This is a genomic window from Streptomyces sp. NPDC049954 (assembly GCF_040656295.1).
Lineage (GTDB): Bacteria > Actinomycetota > Actinomycetes > Streptomycetales > Streptomycetaceae > Streptomyces.
Window position 1 is genome coordinate 110,401 of sequence record NZ_JBFALS010000012.1, and the last position, 15,920, is coordinate 126,320.

Consider the following 15,920-nt stretch of genomic DNA (forward strand, 5'->3'; position numbering starts at 1 on the left):
GTGAGAAGCGGAAGAGGGCGGTTACCGCCGTGTCGCCACAGTCCCCCAGTAACTCGACGAGCATCTCGACCGACCCCGTCGGCCAAGACGGGCAGGGCAAGAACCCTGCAGCCGCCTTCGGCGCGAACGAGTGGCTGGTCGATGAGATCTACCAGCAGTACCTCCAGGACCCGAATTCGGTCGATCGCGCCTGGTGGGACTTCTTCGCCGACTACAAGCCGGGCAGTGCCGCGGCCAAGACCGGCACGGACGGCGCTCCTGCCGCCCCCGCCGCTCAGGCCGCCGCTCCTGCCGCCCCCGCGACGCCCGCCGCCCCGGCGCAGCCGAAGCCCGCCCAGGCCCCCGCGCCGGCACAGGCCCAGCAGGCGCCCGCCGCTCCGGCCGCGAAGCCGGCCGCCCAGGCCCCCGCCCCGGCGCAGCCGAAGCCGGCCGCGAAGAAGCCGACCCCGGCTCAGCAGCAGCCCTCCGCTCCCACCGCGGAGGCGCCCGCGGGCCCCGAGTTCATCACGCTGCGTGGCCCCTCGGCCGCCGTCGCGAAGAACATGGGCGCCTCGCTGGAGCTGCCGACGGCCACCTCGGTGCGCGCCGTCCCGGTGAAGCTGCTGTTCGACAACCGCATCGTCATCAACAACCACCTCAAGCGGGCCCGGGGCGGGAAGATCTCCTTCACGCACCTCATCGGCTACGCGATGGTGCAGGCGATCAAGGCCATGCCGTCGATGAACAACTCGTTCACGACGAAGGACGGCAAGCCGACCCTGGTCAAGCCGGAGCACGTCAACCTCGGTCTCGCGATCGACCTGGTGAAGCCGAACGGCGACCGTCAGCTCGTCGTCGCGGCCATCAAGAAGGCCGAGACGCTCAACTTCTTCGAGTTCTGGCAGGCGTACGAGGACATCGTCCGCCGCGCCCGGGACAACAAGCTGACGATGGACGACTTCTCCGGCGTCACCGCCTCGCTCACCAACCCCGGCGGCATCGGCACCGTGCACTCCGTGCCGCGTCTGATGCCCGGCCAGTCGGTGATCATGGGTGTCGGCGCGATGGAGTACCCGGCCGAGTACCAGGGCACCTCGCAGGACACCCTGAACCGGCTGGGCATCTCGAAGGTGATGACGCTCACCTCGACCTACGACCACCGGGTCATCCAGGGCGCCGCCTCCGGCGAGTTCCTGCGCATCGTCGCCAACCTGCTGCTGGGCCAGAACGAGTTCTACGACGAGGTCTTCAAGGCCCTGCGGATCCCGTACGAGCCGATCCGCTGGAACAAGGACATCGACGCCTCGCACGACGACGACGTCACGAAGGCCGCCCGGGTCTTCGAGCTGATCCACTCCTACCGGGTGCGCGGCCACGTCATGGCCGACACGGACCCGCTGGAGTACCACCAGCGCAAGCACCCCGACCTCGACATCACCGAGCACGGCCTCACCCTGTGGGACCTGGAGCGGGACTTCGCGGTCGGCGGTTTCGCCGGCAAGTCGATGATGAAGCTGCGCGACGTGCTGGGCGTCCTGCGCGACTCGTACTGCCGCACCATCGGCATCGAGTTCATGCACATCCAGGACCCGAAGCAGCGCAACTGGATCCAGGACCGGGTCGAGCGCGGGGTCACCACTGCGAAGCCGGAGCGCGAGGAGCAGCTGCGCATCCTGCGCCGGCTGAACGCCGCCGAGGCCTTCGAGACCTTCCTGCAGACCAAGTACGTGGGCCAGAAGCGCTTCTCGCTGGAGGGCGGCGAGTCCGTCATCCCGCTGCTGGACGCCGTGCTGGACTCGGCCGCCGAGGCCCGCCTCGACGAGGTCGTCATCGGGATGGCCCACCGCGGCCGTCTCAACGTGCTGGCCAACATCGTCGGCAAGTCGTACGCGCAGATCTTCCGCGAGTTCGAGGGCAACCTCGACCCGAAGTCGATGCACGGCTCCGGTGACGTCAAGTACCACCTGGGCGCCGAGGGCACCTTCACGGGCCTGGACGGCGAGCAGATCAAGGTCTCGCTGGCCGCGAACCCCTCCCACCTGGAGACGGTCGACCCGGTCATCGAGGGCATCTCGCGCGCCAAGCAGGACATCATCAACAAGGGCGGCACGGACTTCACCGTCCTGCCGGTGGCCCTGCACGGCGACGCGGCCTTCGCGGGCCAGGGCGTCGTCGCCGAGACGCTCAACATGTCGCAGCTGCGCGGCTACCGCACCGGCGGCACCGTGCACGTCGTGATCAACAACCAGGTGGGCTTCACCGCTCCCCCGGAGTCGGCGCGTTCCTCGATGTACGCGACCGACGTGGCCCGGATGATCGAGGCCCCGATCTTCCACGTCAACGGCGACGACCCCGAGGCCGTCGTCCGGGTGGCGCGGCTGGCCTTCGAGTTCCGTCAGGCGTTCAACAAGGACGTCGTGATCGACCTCATCTGCTACCGTCGCCGCGGCCACAACGAGTCCGACAACCCGGGCTTCACGCAGCCGCTGATGTACGACCTGATCGACAAGAAGCGTTCGGTGCGCAAGCTGTACACCGAGTCGCTGATCGGCCGGGGCGACATCACGCTGGAGGAGGCCGAGCAGGCGCTCCAGGACTTCCAGGGGCAGCTGGAGAAGGTCTTCACCGAGGTCCGCGAGGCGACGACGCAGCCGGGCGACCCGGAGGTCTCGCAGCCGCAGGCCGAGTTCCCGGTGGCCGTGGAGACGGCGATCTCCCAGGAGGTCGTGAAGCGGATCGCCGAGTCCCAGGTCAACATCCCCGACCGGGTCACCGTGCACCCGAGGCTGCTCCCGCAGCTCCAGCGGCGCGCGTCCCAGATCGAGGAGGGCACCGTCGACTGGGGCACCGGCGAGACCCTCGCCATCGGCTCCCTGCTGATGGAGGGCACTCCGGTGCGGCTGGCCGGCCAGGACTCGCGGCGCGGCACCTTCGGCCAGCGCCACGCGGTGCTGGTGGACCGGGAGACCGGCGAGGACTACACCCCGCTGCAGTACCTCTCGGACGAGCAGGCCCGGTTCAACGTCTACGACTCGCTGCTGAGCGAGTACGCGGCGATGGGCTTCGAGTACGGCTACTCGCTGGCCCGCCCCGAGGCGCTGGTCATGTGGGAGGCGCAGTTCGGTGACTTCATCAACGGCGCGCAGACCATCATCGACGAGTACATCACCGCGGCCGAGCAGAAGTGGGGCCAGACCTCCGGCGTCACCCTGCTGCTGCCGCACGGCTACGAGGGCCAGGGCCCGGACCACTCCTCGGCCCGGATCGAGCGCTTCCTGCAGCTGTGCGGGCAGGGCAACATGACGGTCGCGATGCCGACCCTCCCGTCGAACTACTTCCACCTCCTGCGGTGGCAGGTGCACAACCCGCACCACAAGCCGCTGGTCGTCTTCACCCCGAAGTCGATGCTGCGTCTGAAGGCGGCGTCCTCGAAGGCGGAGGAGTTCACCTCGGGCGGTTTCCGTCCCGTCATCGGCGACACGACGGTCGAGCCGGGCGCGGTCCGCAAGATCGTCCTGTGCTCCGGCAAGGTCTACTACGACCTGGAGGCGGAGCGCGTCAAGCGCGGGGCGAACGACACGGCGATCATCCGGGTCGAGCGGCTGTACCCGCTGCCGGGCGACGAGATCCAGGCGGAGATCGCGAAGTACCCGAACGCCGAGAAGTACCTGTGGGCCCAGGAGGAGCCGGCGAACCAGGGTGCCTGGCCGTTCATCGCGCTCAACCTGATCGACCACCTGGACCTCGCGGTCGGCGCGGACCTGCCGCACGGTGAGCGGCTGCGCCGCATCTCCCGCCCGCACTCCTCCTCGCCGGCCGTGGGTTCGGCGAAGCGGCACCAGGCGGAGCAGGCCCAGCTCGTGGCCGAGGTCTTCGAGGCCTGACCGGGAGCGTCGCACGCAGGGGCCCTCCCCGGCCGGCAACCACCGGCGGGGAGGGCCCTTTGGTATCTCCGGGAGCCGGGCACCCGAGCAGCGCGTGCCGGTGCCAGGCGTTCCGGAGCTCCCTCCGGCACGTTGGCAGGCAGAGCCGGGCAGAGCTCGCGGTCGGTCTTGAGGCCGCAAGCCGTACGACGGTCGATTACCTGGCCGTACTCCGTTGTCCGCTCAGCAGGCGGCTGTACGGGAGGCTCCCGCCCGTGGGTCCGGCCGCTGTCCGGTCATTCCTCCGCGCTCTGGCCCGGAGGCACGGGAGGCCGCTCGCCGGGCGACCAGCGAAAGGTGAGCTGGATCTGCGCCTCGGCGGTTGCCTTGGCGAGAGCCACGGTGCCCGCCTCGACGCGGATGGCCAGTTGCAGCTCCACCTCGTCGGGGCGCAGGCCGTCGGCGAGCGTGTCGAAGCGCTCGGCGGCCTGCCGGGCGCAGCGCTCGGCGAGATCGAGTGCCTGCCCGTAGGAGTTGCGGACCACCTCGCTCACCCGGCGTGGTCCGGTGCCGCGGGAGCGTACGTCCTCGAAGAGCTTGTCGCTCTCCGAGCCACGGGGAGCGGGCAGGACGGTGGCGTCGACGAAGATCGGGATTCCGTCGTCCAGCTCCGCCGCGCCGGGCCCTTCCGGCTCCTGCATAGCGCCCCCTCCGTCGTTCACGTCACCTCGTATGCGTCACACGGGGCTTCATCGCCTCACCCACGCCGGGGCGGCGCGTCCCCCGTTCGCAGGCGCCGCGTCCGGCAGCCGGGGCGAGGGGCATCCACCTGCCGGATCAAGTGGACTGCGGCTCGAAGTCCCAGAACGGCCGCTGCCGCGACCGTGCGGCGACCGTGTGCACGTGCTGGCCGCCGAGGGTGGCGGACAGGTCGCCCAGCGCCGCCTCCTCCTCCTTGTCGGCGCTCCCCCGCTTGCGCAGCGCACGCAGGTCCGCGGCGTGCGCGATCCGTGCGGACAGGGTCAGGGGGTGCGTCCGGCCCAGCGACTCGGTCGCCCGGCCGACCGTCGCACCCGACAGCTGGGCGGCGCCCTCGGCGTCACCGGTCACGTTGCGCATGGCCGAGGCGTTGATCTCGCAGCCGAGGGTCCAGGGATGGAACTCGCCGACGGCCGCGCTCATGGCGGTGAGGGCGCTCTCCGCCGTCTGGAGGGCCTGTCGGCGTTCGCCGACGTTGCGCAGGACCAGGGAGAGGTTGCTGCGGGTCCCCGCGGTGTACGGGTGGCCGGACCCGAGCATGCGCTCGTAGGCGACGTTGACGCGCTCCGCCATGCGGCGCGACTCGTCGATGTCCCCGTGTTCGCGCAGGTAGCAGCTCAGGCTGCTGAGGAACAGGACCGTCACCGGGTCCCGCTCGCCCAGCATCCGTTCCGAACGCTCGGCGACCGAGGTGAGCAGGGGGCCGGCCTGGTTCCGGTCCCCGTTGCGGTACCAGCACAACGCGAGGTTGTGTTCGGCCCGCAGCGTCTGCTGGTGGTCTTCGCCCATGACGATGCGGTGCTCGCGCACACTCGTGTCCTGGAGTGACTCGGCCTCCGCGTACCGGCCGACCAGCCGCAGGTCCGCGGAGTAGGAGATCTGCGAGGACAGCGACCACGGGTGCCTCGGCCGCAGCAGTCGCCGGCGGTCCTCCATGGTCCTGCGGTCGAGTTCCAGGGAGTCCTGGTAGCGGCCGAGCAGGCGGAGGGAGACGGCGTAGTTGTTCTGGGCGTTGAGGGTGCGGGAGTCCTCGGCGCCCACCAGGTCGCGGTAGGTGGTGAGGAGCCATTCCGACAGGGCGAGGGCCTCTTCGTAGCGGCCGAGGCCGCGCAGGTCGGCGGCGAGGCCGCCGGCGGCGCGCAGGTGGTCGAGGTCGGTCTCGCCCTTGGTGCGGCGCAGGTGGTCGACGGCGGCGCGCTCCACGGCCTCGGTGCTCGCGTAGTCGCCCACCGCGCGCAGCACGTTGGCGTAGTGGTGGGTGACGTCCCAGACCCGCGGGTGGTCCTCGCCGAGGGTCGTGCGCCAGGCCTTGAGGGCGCGTTCGCCCAGAGTGATGCCCGCGTCGTACTCGCCGGACAGGTACATGTAGCGCAGGCAGTTGAGGACCAGGTTCTGGACCTTGGGGTCGGTGCTGCCCAGGACGTCCGCGTACTTGAGGTGCGGGGCGATCTCCGCGTAGCGCGGCCACTGCCGGGTGTCGGTGGGGCGGCCGGGGTCGGCGACCGCGAGGGCGTGGCGGACGACGTCGACGAAGCCGTCGCGGTCGCGGTCTGAGATGTCGCTGTGCACGATCTGGTGGACCATTCGGTGCAGGTACAGGGATTCCCCGGACCAGGTGGCGTCCTCGGTGGCCCCTTCGTGGGACTCCAGGCGGACGACGGAGTACTGGCGGAGCTGGTTGACGGCGCGGTTCCAGCGCAGCGGGTCGTTGAGCAGCCCGGCGAGCTGTTCGGGCACCTCGCCCGACGGGATGTCCCGCAGGAGCCAGACCGGGATGAGGCCGGGCGCGAAGTAGGTGCACAGGCGCAGCAGGTCGATGGATTCCGGCACGGTGTCCCGCAGCCGGTTCAGCAGTATCGACCAGGCGGTCTGGAAGGCCACGGGGAAGTCGGCGGAGACCTTGACGATGGTGTTGTCGATGCCGCCGTCGAGCAGCCCGATGTACTCGCTCACCGGGAGGTCGGAGTCGTTGAGCCAGCCCGCCGTCTGGTCGAGCAGCAGCGGCATGTCGCCGAGGGCGTCGGCGAGCTGGGCGGCCTCGGCCTCGTCCAGGCGTGGGGCGCGGCGGCGTACGAAGGACACCGACTCGGCGCGCGAGTAGACCGGGACCTCCAGCAGGGCGCTGTTGTGCTGGCTCCACTCGACGTTGCGGGAGCTGATGAGGACGTGGCCGGTGCCCGTGGGCAGCAGGTCCCACAGTTCCTCGGGCTCGTCGGCGCCGTCGACGACGACGAGCCAGCGCGCGTAGGGGTCGCCGCGGCGCAGCGCGGCGAGGGCGGCGCGCAGCCGTTCGCCGTACTCGGGGCCGGTCTTGAGTCCGAGCGCGGTGGCGAGTTCGGCGAGGCTGCGCCGGTAGGTGCTGCGGTTCTGCGCGCTGATCCACCACACGACGTCGTACTCGGAGGAGAACCGGTAGACGTACTCGGCGGCGAGTTGGGTCTTGCCGACTCCGGACATGCCGAACAGGGTCAGTACCCCGGCGCCCTCCTCCGCCTCCTGGAGGATGTGGTACGCGTCGTTGAGGAGCGGTTCACGGCCGGTGAAGCGGGTGTTGCGGCGCGGGACGCCGCCCCAGATCTCCGGGGAGTCGAGCGGGAAGCGGGGGCCGGGGGCCGCGGCGGCCTTCGCGGGCAGCCGGTCGGTGGGCAGTCCGAGGCGCTCCAGGACGCGGCGTTCGGCCTCGCGGTCGCCGACGCCGGTGAGTTCGGCGGGGGCCAGGACGGAGGAGGCGGTGGGGACGGTGCCGCTGGCCACGGTGACCGCCGCGAAGCGTCCCGGGTCGGGGGCGACCACGGAGCGCAGGGCGGCGTTCCACTCGGCGTGCGAGCGGGGGCCCATCTGGAAGTACCAGTCGCTCAGGATCAGCAGGACCGGCCCGGGGGCCAGTTTCAGGTCGCTGAGGAGGTCCTCCAGGGACTCCTCGGCGGGGGCGTCCCAGCGCTGGAAGACGACGGTGTGGCCGCGTCGCCGCAGCCGGTCCCCGATCCAGGCGGCCCAGGGGCGGTTGAACCCCGCGAAACTGATGGTGACGGCCGCTTCCGCGGCGGACCTGCGGGGGGTGGCATCCGTTGTGCGCGTTTCCGACATTCAGCGCCCTCCCGGCACCACTCCAGTGTTCGCCCAGTCGCTCGCCCAGTCGGCGCGACCGTCGCTGCCCGCGATGCTCGCACCGCCACGGGGAACAATCAACTTACCGCGCGGGTGCGGTATTTAACGGATCATCAGAGGAAAGGGTGACGCCGGTCGCGGCCTTTTCCCCGCCGTTCCCCTCGCGCGTTCGCCCGCGTGTTCGCCCGTCGGCCCGCCGTCCGTCCGGCGGGCCGCGTCCGCGCTCCGGCGTACGCCCGTCCTCTCCCGGTTCGCCGCCCGGCCGGTTCCTCAGCCGCGGGTCCTGCGCTGCTGCCACAGCGCGCGTGCCGTGTCGACGTACGCGCGGGCGCGCGCGAGGTGGCCCGCGGGTGGTTCGACGCGGCTGAGGTGGAGGTAGGCGGAGACCATGCCGTCGGCCAGGACGCGCCCCTGTTCGGTCAGGTCCTCGGAGCCGACGAGTGCGGGCAGCGCGGCGCCGACCTGCTCGCGGCGCCGGGCGTGTTCGCCCCAGGCGTGGTCGCGTGCGGGCCCGTCCTCGGCCGCGAGGGCGTAGCACTGCCACCAGTCGGCGAGCGCGAGGTGGCTGTAGATGCCCTGGAGCAGACCGTCGAAGGGGCGCGGGTCGGGGCGCCACGGGGCGAAGTGGACGGCCTCCGCACTCGCGTGGTGCAGCGGGGTCAGTTCGCACAGCGCGGCCAGTTTGGCGTGCTGGAGTTCGTGCACGAGCAGCGCCGCGAACCCGGCCGGGCTGGGCGGGACGCTCGCGAGCACCACGCCGAACGCCTCCTTGCGGGTGCCGCTGCAACTGCCGGAGGGGTGGCCCTCGGTGGTCGCTCCGGGCGGGGTCTGGAGCGGTACGACGGAGCGCAGCAGCCGGACCGCCTCGCCGGTGCGGTGCGGTCCGCCCAGCGCGAGCAGCGCGGCGGTGCCCGACCACGCCTCGTACCAGCGTTTACGGGAGTGGTCGTCGAGGGTGACGGCGCGGCTGAGGCTGCTGTGCGCGGGGCCGGGCACCTGCCGGTAGGGGCTCATGTCGTCCAGCGGGACGAGGTCGGCCCCGGGGGTGAGCGGCGGCAGGGCGTAGGCGGGCAGCCACGCCGCGTCGGCCGACCACGCCCCGTACGAGGGCTGTGGGAAGACGGTGACGGGGCCGCCGCCGTCCGGGCTCAGGGTGAGCGCGGAACCGGTGAAGGCGGCGGTCACGGTGCGCGGCGCCGTGCCCTCGGTGCGCAGGGCCCCGAGGGAGGGCAGCGCGAGCAAGCCCTCGTACGCGGTGAGGCGCGCGGTGAAGGGCACCCCGGCGGATATCGCGGCGGTCGCGGCGAGGGTGGAGAAGTGGTCGAGCGCCTCGGTGAGTTCGGCGTCCTGCCCGGTCCGGGGGCCGGTGAGCGCCGCGAGGGCGTGGCGGATCAGCGGGCCGGTGAGGGGGCGCAGCAGGAGCGCGCGTACGCGTTCCCCGGCCCGGGGGCCCGCCTGCTCGGCGGTCTCCAGCAGGGCCCAGTCCTCGGCCATGCGCTGCCGGGCGCCGGGGCCGACGCGGGCGGCGGGGGCGTCCTGGACGGCGTCGAGCAGGGCGCGCAGCAGCAGGAGTCTGCGGGTGGACTGGTCGTGGACGAGGTGGTCGAGGGCCCGGGGCCCTCCCTCGGTCCTCGCGAGTTCGCGCAGGACGGGTGCGGGAACCGCTGTGGTCATGGGGTGCCTCCTTGCGCGGTGGCGGGGCCGGGCGGCTCGCCCGGCCGGTGGCGGCCGGCCGCCCGGTCCAGGGCCGCCGCCACGTGGCGGATGAATTTCTGGAGGTCGGCGCAGTACACCGAGGGGTTCGCGAATCCGTGGCCGGCCCGCCAGCGGTGGGCGTAGTGCCCGCCCCCGCACACGGTGAGCAGCGGGCAGGCACGGCAGGTCGCGGAGAGTGCCGCCGGTCCTCGTTGACGGGCGGCGACCCCGGGATGGCGCAGGGCCTCGTCGAAGCTGTGGTGGCGTACGTCGAGTCCGGTGGCGGCGGCCCCGTCGTACGCCGATTTGAGGGAGTCGACCTGTTCGATGGAGCCGTCGGTCTCCACGACGACGGCGGTGAACGGGTCGAGGCCCAGGGACTCGGTCCCGGCGGGCAGGCCGAGCAGGAGCGCGAGGCACTCCTCGAACAGACGCACCCGGGTGGCCCGGCGCGGGGCCCGCCACCACACGTCGAACACGGCACACAGCCAGTCCCCGTAGGGGGTGCGGCCGGGGTCCGCGGGGCGCAGGGGCGGCGGGCTGGTCCAGTTGCCGTGCGGCAGCAGCAGGTCGATCGCCGGGGGGCGCAGCGCGAGCAGCGAGGTGTAGACGTCGACGGGGTCGGTGCGCGGGTCGACGACGGTGAGGATGCCCGCGTAGGCCCCGGGCTGCTCCTCGGCGAGCAGCCGGGCGGCCCGGGAGGCGGCGGGCCAGGAGGGGCGGCCCGCGTGGTCGGTGCGCAGCGTGTTGTGCGCGGCGCGTCCGCCGTCGAGGCTCAGCCCCACCGTGATCCCGCCCTCGGCGAGGGCGGCGGCGCTGCCGCTGGTCAGCAGCGTTCCGTTGGTCTGGACGGTGGCGTGCACCGCGCAGCCGGCGGGGACGGCGGCGCGCACCTCGCGGGCGAGGGCGACGAGCGGGGCGGCTCCGGACAGGAGCGGTTCGCCGCCGTGGAGGACCAGGGACAGGGCGGGCAGCCGGTGCGTGGCGGCGTGCTCGGCGATCCGGGCGACGACGTGGGCGCGTACGGCGGGGGCGAGGGTGGCCGGGCGGCCGCGCCAGCTGTCGTCCGGTCCCTCGTAGAGGTAGCAGTAGCGGCAGGCGAGGTTGCAGCGGCTGTGCGTCTTGACGATGAACTGCCGGAAGGGGGACGGGGATTCGGGCGCGTACACCGCTGCCTGCCGGACCGTGGTGGTCCCGGCGCGGTGGCGGGCGCGCGTCCCCGGCGGCTGCGGGGAGCGGGCGGTGTCCGGCTGCGGGGGCGCGTCGTCCGGCACTGCGCCCCCCGTGTCCCCCGGTGTGGGTCCGGCTCCCTGTCGCCGCCCTGTGGGGGTATCTCCCGTCGGGCGCCGGGCGGCAAACCTCCCGGCGGATCCTTGTCCGGTTCGCTCCGGGCACCGGCCGAAAGGGCCGCCCGGCGCACGGTGGTGGTGCGGGAGTGCCCGCGCGGCGGGCGCGCGGGCGCAGCGGTGCGGCGGCCGGTCACATCGCGTTGTTGAACCCCCACAGCATTTCGCTGGACTCCCCGGCGCGCGAGCGCAGTTCGCCCAGGACCTCGCCGAGGACGGGGTGGTCGAGCTCGCGCAGGGCGCGCAGGTCGAGTGCGGTCAGGTCGGGCAGCGGCGGCGGTACGGCGGGGGCCTGCGGCCCGGCGTCGCGGTGCACCGTCGCGTCGTGTTCCGTCATGCGGTGTCCCTCGGTCGGTGTGCGGCGTGCGAAGGCGGTACGGCGGGACGGCGCTGTCCCGGGTACGGGCCGACGTCGCCCGGTGCCGCCGGGCGCGGGTGCGGCGGGCATCCGCCGTGCGGGCGGGCGCGGTTCAGTCGGGCGGGCCCGTCAGCCCGGTCAGGCGGCGGGCGGTGTCGGCCGGAGTGGGTTCCCCCAAGGGCTCCATGCCCGCGGGCAGCCGTTCCCACTCCTCGGCGGCGGCCCGGTAGGCGGTGCGGGCGGCGCGGGGGCGGCCCGCGGCCTCGTAGGTGATGCCGCGCCAGTGGTGTGCCTGGGCGGCGCGCGAGACGGCCTCGGCGCGCCGCCGGGGCGTGGGCGCCTCCTCCTGCGCGGTGCGGGCGGCCTGGGCGGCGAGGCGGAAGGCGTCGGCCGCGTCGTCGTAGTGCGCGGGGCGGCGCAGCGCGTCGGCGGCGTTGACGAGGACCTGGCCCCATTCGAGGCGGCAGGTCGCGGCGGCGATCGGTTCGCGGGCACCGCGCGCGGCGAGACCGAGATGGTGCTCGGCCTCGCGCAGGTCCACGCGGTCCTCGGTGAGCCGGTAGCGGGTCACGAGGGCGCGGCCGAGGAGCAGTTCCCTGCGGGGGGCGGCGCGGTGCGTCGACGCGGTCTCGGTGAGGCAGCCGCGCAGCACCTGCACGGCGCGGTTGACGCGGTCGAGCCGCTCGGCGAACGAGCCGTCCGGCAGCCGGGCCCGGTCCAGGAGAGTGCTACCCCGTTCGAACAGGAGCTGGGAGTGGGCGGCGGTGTCGCGGGGCACCCCGGGCAGCGCCGCCTCGAAGCGGCTCGCGGCGCGGTCGAGTTCCTGCGCGGCGCCGGTCTCCCGGTACCGGGCGACGTGCAGCCGTCCGGAGCGGGTCAGCAGATCGCTGCGGCGGCGGCCGTGGGCCTGGGGCAGGGCCTCGTGGAGCAGCGTCTCGGCCTGCGCGTGGGCCTCGGGGCCGGAGCGCAGAGTCGCGTCGAGGAGGTCGAGCAGGACGGCGGGCCGTTCGCCCTCCGGCAGGGCTTTGGAGCCTTCGGCGCGGGCGGTGTCGTCCTCGTCGAGGGCGGCGCGCAGGGAGCGGGCGGCCCGGTCGGCGTGGTCGCGGATCTCGGCCTCGTCCTCGGCGGCCGTGGACAGCCGCAGCAGGAGCCTGCCGTGGGCGAGGCTGAGCGGGGCGGGCCTGCGTCCGTCGGGGCGGGCGTCGGCGAGCGCCTCCAGCATGCCGACGCCGCTCTGGAGGAGTTCGCCGTCCCGGGCCAGCCGCCACTGCGACTCCAGGACGGCGACGCGTTCCAGGGTGAGGGACAGCGCCTCGTCGGGGCTGAGGGCGGGGGCGGCGCACGCGGCGGCGTACTCGCGTTCGGCGCGGCGCAGGGTCTCGCGGGCCGCGGCGCGGTCGCCGGAGCGGGTGCTCTCCTCGGCCACGGCGCTCAGGACCTGGGCGAGGACGGCGCGGTGGGCGGGTTCGCGCCCGGCGGTGACGGCCCGCTCGGCGGTGTCCCTGGCTTCGGCGAGCAGCGCCTCGCCGCCCTGGACGCGCCACAGCCGCAGCAGCGTACGGGCGCACGCGGCGAGCAGCTCGGGATCGGCGGCGGTCCGTTGCCGGACGGCGCTGCGCAGGAGCTGGGCGGCGTCCATGAGGGACTGGACCATGCCGTGTTCCTCGTACTCCGCGACGAGGCTCCGGGCGGCGGTGGTGGCCGGGTGCGGGCTTCCGGGGCCGGTCGCGGCGGTGGAGCCGCCGGGCAGCGGGGACACGGGCATGAACCGCCTCAGGACGTCGGCGGCGACCTCGGCGAAGGGCTGGGGCACGGTGGCCGGGTCGCCTTCGGCCGTCCGGTCGCCCTCGGGGCCGCCTCGCTCGCCGCGCCGGCGGGTGCCGGCGCTCTCGTCCCAGTCGGCGGGCGGCCGGCCGGCCGCGCCGCTGTCGAGCTGGGCGTGGGCGAGCGCGGGGAAGTTGGGCCCGCCCTTGCCGAAGTGCTGCTCGACGTACTCCGAGCAGTGCTTGAGCACGAGCAGGGCCTCGTCGCGGCCGAGCGGGCCGAGCAGCGCCTGGCGCACGCCGGGCTCGAACTCGTACCACTGGCCGGTGTCGGGGGCCGCCTTGCTACGGGTGAGCAGGCCGCTGAGCAGGATCTCGGCGAGTTCCGAGGGGCCGGAGTCGGGCAGCATCGTGCGCTGGACGAGCTGCATGACGGGCAGGTTGAGGGGGGCCGCCGCGAGGTGCGTGGCGAGCCGTCCGGCGGCGGGCGAGGAGGCGGCGCGGAAGCGGCTGACGAGTTGCAGGGCGGACAGCGGCCGGGGAGCGCCCGGGGTGCCCGCGGGCGGCTGGTCGGCGCGGACCCAGCCGATGGCGCCGGTCACCGAACGCGCCCCGCCGCCCGACATGAGCCGGGCCCAGGAGGCGAGCGCCGCCGGTACCGGCGGGACCACGGGCACGGGCAGCGCGCCGGGGGCGGGGGGCCTGGGGCCGCCGGGTGCGACCTGGACGCGCCCGAAGGGCCCGCGGGTGAGGTCCCCGAACACGACGGGCAGCCGGGTGCGGTTCCACAGGCGCTGCGGGAGCGGCTGGAGGACGACGACGGGGCCGCTGCCCGCGAGCCGGTGCAGGACCCGGTGGCCGCGGCCGCTGCGCCACAGCGGGCCGGCGCAGTCGCTGACCAGGACGGTCATGGTGCGGCCCGTGGGGTCGGCGAGGTGTTCGGGCGAGTAGAACGGCCCGGACCGCGGGTCGGGTGCGGAACCGACGACGGGCGAGCCGCCGGGGCCCTCGTGCAGGAAGTACCTGACGACGTTCTTGAAGGCGCCCAACTGGCCGAAGACCCGGGCGAGTTCCTCGAACATGCGGTCCCACACGCGCATCGAGGGCGAGGCGTCGAGGACGAGGTGGAGGGCGGCGTCCCTGCGGGCGACACGGCGGTACACGGGCAGGATCAGCCCGCCCGCGCGGGCGCTCAGGTCGGCGGTGGCCGTCTCGTCGAGGACGGTGCGCAGCCGGGTGCCCGCCGTGCGGTAGCCCTGGAGGGGGCGCAGGGCGCGCTGGAGGGCGAGCGAGGAGCCGAAGGCGGGGGCGGCGGGCACGCCGACGGGCAGCCCGCGCAGCCGGTCCGCGGGCCCGTGGCGCCCGTTCGCGGTGCCGGTGGCCGAGGCGCCGGTGTCCTGCGGTTCCAGGTAGAGCGCGACGGTACCGGCCTCGTCGGCCTCGTCCAGGGCGTCCGGCCGTCGGGTGCCGCCGTCCGGCTCCGCCTCGGGCGCGGCCGGGCCGGGGGGCGTCGTCCCGGGCGGCACGGGCCCGTCCCCGGAACTCTCACCGGCCCCGTTCGCGGCCTCGGTGCCCTGCGCGGCGCGGGGCGCGTCCCCGGCTTCGGTCTCGGGCCCCCGGAGGGTGTTCGCGAGCCACAGGGCGTCGCCGAGGTTCTCCGCGTCGGGGTCGAGTCCCGCGCCGCGCAGGGCGAGCACGAGCGCGGACACGGGGTCGGCGGGCCGGGGCCCGGCCGGCCTGTGGCCGGGCCCGGTCCGGGCGGGGGCTTCGGACATGTCGGGTCACCTCGGCCGGTCGAGTCGCTGGATGAGGAGGTCGGCGAGCCGCTCCCGGTCGAGGCCGGGGGCGGCGCCGGTGAGGTGAATGGCGTTCAGCAGCTGGTCGGCGGCGAGCAGTTCGGTGCGCGAGCGTTCGAGGAAGCGGGTGATGAGGTCGTCGGCGGTGCGTTCCTGGTCGCGGCCGAGGTGGGCGCGGACGAAGTTGGCGAGCCGTTCGTGGTCGGGGCGGCCCAGTTCGAGGTGGATGCAGCGGCGCATCAGCGGGGCCGGGAAGTCGCGTTCCTCGTTGCTCGTGAGGACGACGAAGGGGAAGGCGCCGCAGCGCACCTTCCCGTCCCTGACCTCGACCTTGCGTCCGTCCGAGGTCAGCACCTTCGCCGTGCGGTCGGGCAGCCGGTCGGCGATGCGCTCCAGCTCGGGGAGGGAGAACTCGCCCTCCTCCAGGATGTTCAGGAGGTCGTTGGGCAGGTCGATGTCGCTCTTGTCGAGTTCGTCGACGAGCAGCACGCGGGGCGTCGGGGAGGGCAGCAGGGCGGTGCCCAGCGGGCCGAGCCGGATGTAGTCGCCGATGCTCTCGACCGATCCGGGGCCGCCGGCCGCGGCCCCGGCGGCGTGCGCGGCGATCTGCACGTCCTGGAGGCGGGCGATGGCGTCGTAGTGGTAGAGCCCGTCCTGGAGCGTGGTGCGCGAGACGATCGGCCAGCGCAGGACCTCGCCGAGGCCCAGTTCGTCGGCGACGGAGTGCGCGAGGGAGCTCTTGCCGACCCCCGGGCCGCCGGTCACCAGGAGCGGACGGCGCAGGTACAGCGCGGCGTTGATGACCTCCAGCTCCTCCGCGCCGGGGCGCAGCGAGGCGGCCTGGTCGCGGTAGGCGCCCAGGCGGCGGCTCTCGGCCTCACCGGTCGCCGCCCGTCCGTCGGCGTGTTCCGGGACACGGGCGCCGGGTCCGGGTCCGTCGGCGCCCGGTCCGTCCGTCCCGTGCCCGGCGCCCTCCTGTACGCGGCGCCGGAAGTCGCGCCAGGGCGGCGGCGCGGGGAGGCGTCCTATGCCGTCGTGCCGTTCTCCCGCCCCCCGGTAGATGAGCCATTCCCCGGACACACCGGCGTCGTTGCCGCCGGCCACACTGGTTTCGCTCATTTGTCGGCTTCCCTCGTCGCTCGTCTCCCGGCTGCGCGGGCAGGTCGCTGATCGTCGGTCTTCCGTCCCCGTTCGGCCTTCGCCCTCCCGGGACACGGCGGCGTGCTCAGGGGCCAGGGGCCCGGTGGAGCGGC

At 74.0% G+C, this 15,920-nt stretch carries 8 protein-coding genes; 1 reads left to right on the forward strand and 7 read right to left on the reverse strand.

Annotated elements, in window-relative coordinates; all coding sequences use genetic code 11:
• The first annotated feature begins 29 nt into the window (after positions 1-29).
• The gene (locus AB0J21_RS25790; protein ID WP_363148485.1) at positions 30-3,863 is read left to right on the forward strand and encodes a multifunctional oxoglutarate decarboxylase/oxoglutarate dehydrogenase thiamine pyrophosphate-binding subunit/dihydrolipoyllysine-residue succinyltransferase subunit; all 3,834 of its coding nucleotides are present in this window, start codon (positions 30-32) and stop codon (positions 3,861-3,863) included.
• 275 nt (positions 3,864-4,138) lie between these two features.
• Here AB0J21_RS25790 and AB0J21_RS25795 read toward each other — a convergent pair whose 3' ends face one another.
• The 7 genes from AB0J21_RS25795 to AB0J21_RS25825 form a co-directional block, all read right to left on the reverse strand.
• Positions 4,139-4,543, reverse strand: coding sequence for a CU044_2847 family protein (locus AB0J21_RS25795; protein ID WP_363148486.1), 405 nt, complete (start codon positions 4,541-4,543; stop codon positions 4,139-4,141).
• 136 nt (positions 4,544-4,679) lie between these two features.
• Positions 4,680-7,688: an FxSxx-COOH system tetratricopeptide repeat protein gene (fxsT, locus tag AB0J21_RS25800; RefSeq protein WP_363148487.1), complete on the reverse strand. Its 3,009-nt coding sequence runs from the start codon at positions 7,686-7,688 to the stop codon at positions 4,680-4,682.
• A gap of 291 nt (positions 7,689-7,979) precedes the next feature.
• A complete protein-coding gene (locus tag AB0J21_RS25805; RefSeq protein ID WP_363148488.1) occupies positions 7,980-9,383 on the reverse strand; it encodes an HEXXH motif-containing putative peptide modification protein in 1,404 nt (467 codons plus the stop codon).
• Complete coding sequence (locus AB0J21_RS25810) at positions 9,380-10,573, reverse strand: FxsB family cyclophane-forming radical SAM/SPASM peptide maturase (protein ID WP_363148548.1); 1,194 nt, start codon at positions 10,571-10,573, stop codon at positions 9,380-9,382. The genes AB0J21_RS25805 and AB0J21_RS25810 overlap by 4 nt, the downstream gene beginning before the upstream one ends.
• A 310-nt stretch (positions 10,574-10,883) precedes the next feature.
• On the reverse strand, positions 10,884-11,087 hold the full coding sequence (gene fxsA, locus AB0J21_RS25815) for an FxSxx-COOH cyclophane-containing RiPP peptide (protein ID WP_363148489.1): 204 nt from the start codon (positions 11,085-11,087) through the stop codon (positions 10,884-10,886).
• A 133-nt stretch (positions 11,088-11,220) separates the two neighbouring features.
• Positions 11,221-14,646, reverse strand: coding sequence for an SAV_2336 N-terminal domain-related protein (locus AB0J21_RS25820; RefSeq protein ID WP_363148490.1), 3,426 nt, complete (start codon positions 14,644-14,646; stop codon positions 11,221-11,223).
• Between the two features lie 6 nt (positions 14,647-14,652).
• Positions 14,653-15,786, reverse strand: a complete 1,134-nt coding sequence (locus AB0J21_RS25825; RefSeq protein WP_363148491.1) for a MoxR family ATPase — start codon at positions 15,784-15,786, stop codon at positions 14,653-14,655.
• Between the last annotated feature and the right edge of the window lie 134 nt (positions 15,787-15,920).

Excerpts from the sequence above, each read along its gene's own strand:
- fxsA (WP_363148489.1), bottom strand. The coding sequence starts at position 11,087 with ATGACGGAACACGACGCGACGGTGCACCGCGACGCCGGGCCGCAGGCC.
- AB0J21_RS25820 (WP_363148490.1), bottom strand. The coding sequence starts at position 14,646 with ATGTCCGAAGCCCCCGCCCGGACCGGGCCCGGCCACAGGCCGGCCGGG.
- AB0J21_RS25795 (WP_363148486.1), bottom strand. The coding sequence starts at position 4,543 with ATGCAGGAGCCGGAAGGGCCCGGCGCGGCGGAGCTGGACGACGGAATC.
- AB0J21_RS25825 (WP_363148491.1), bottom strand. The coding sequence starts at position 15,786 with ATGAGCGAAACCAGTGTGGCCGGCGGCAACGACGCCGGTGTGTCCGGG.
- AB0J21_RS25805 (WP_363148488.1), bottom strand. The coding sequence starts at position 9,383 with ATGACCACAGCGGTTCCCGCACCCGTCCTGCGCGAACTCGCGAGGACC.
- fxsT (WP_363148487.1), bottom strand. The coding sequence starts at position 7,688 with ATGTCGGAAACGCGCACAACGGATGCCACCCCCCGCAGGTCCGCCGCG.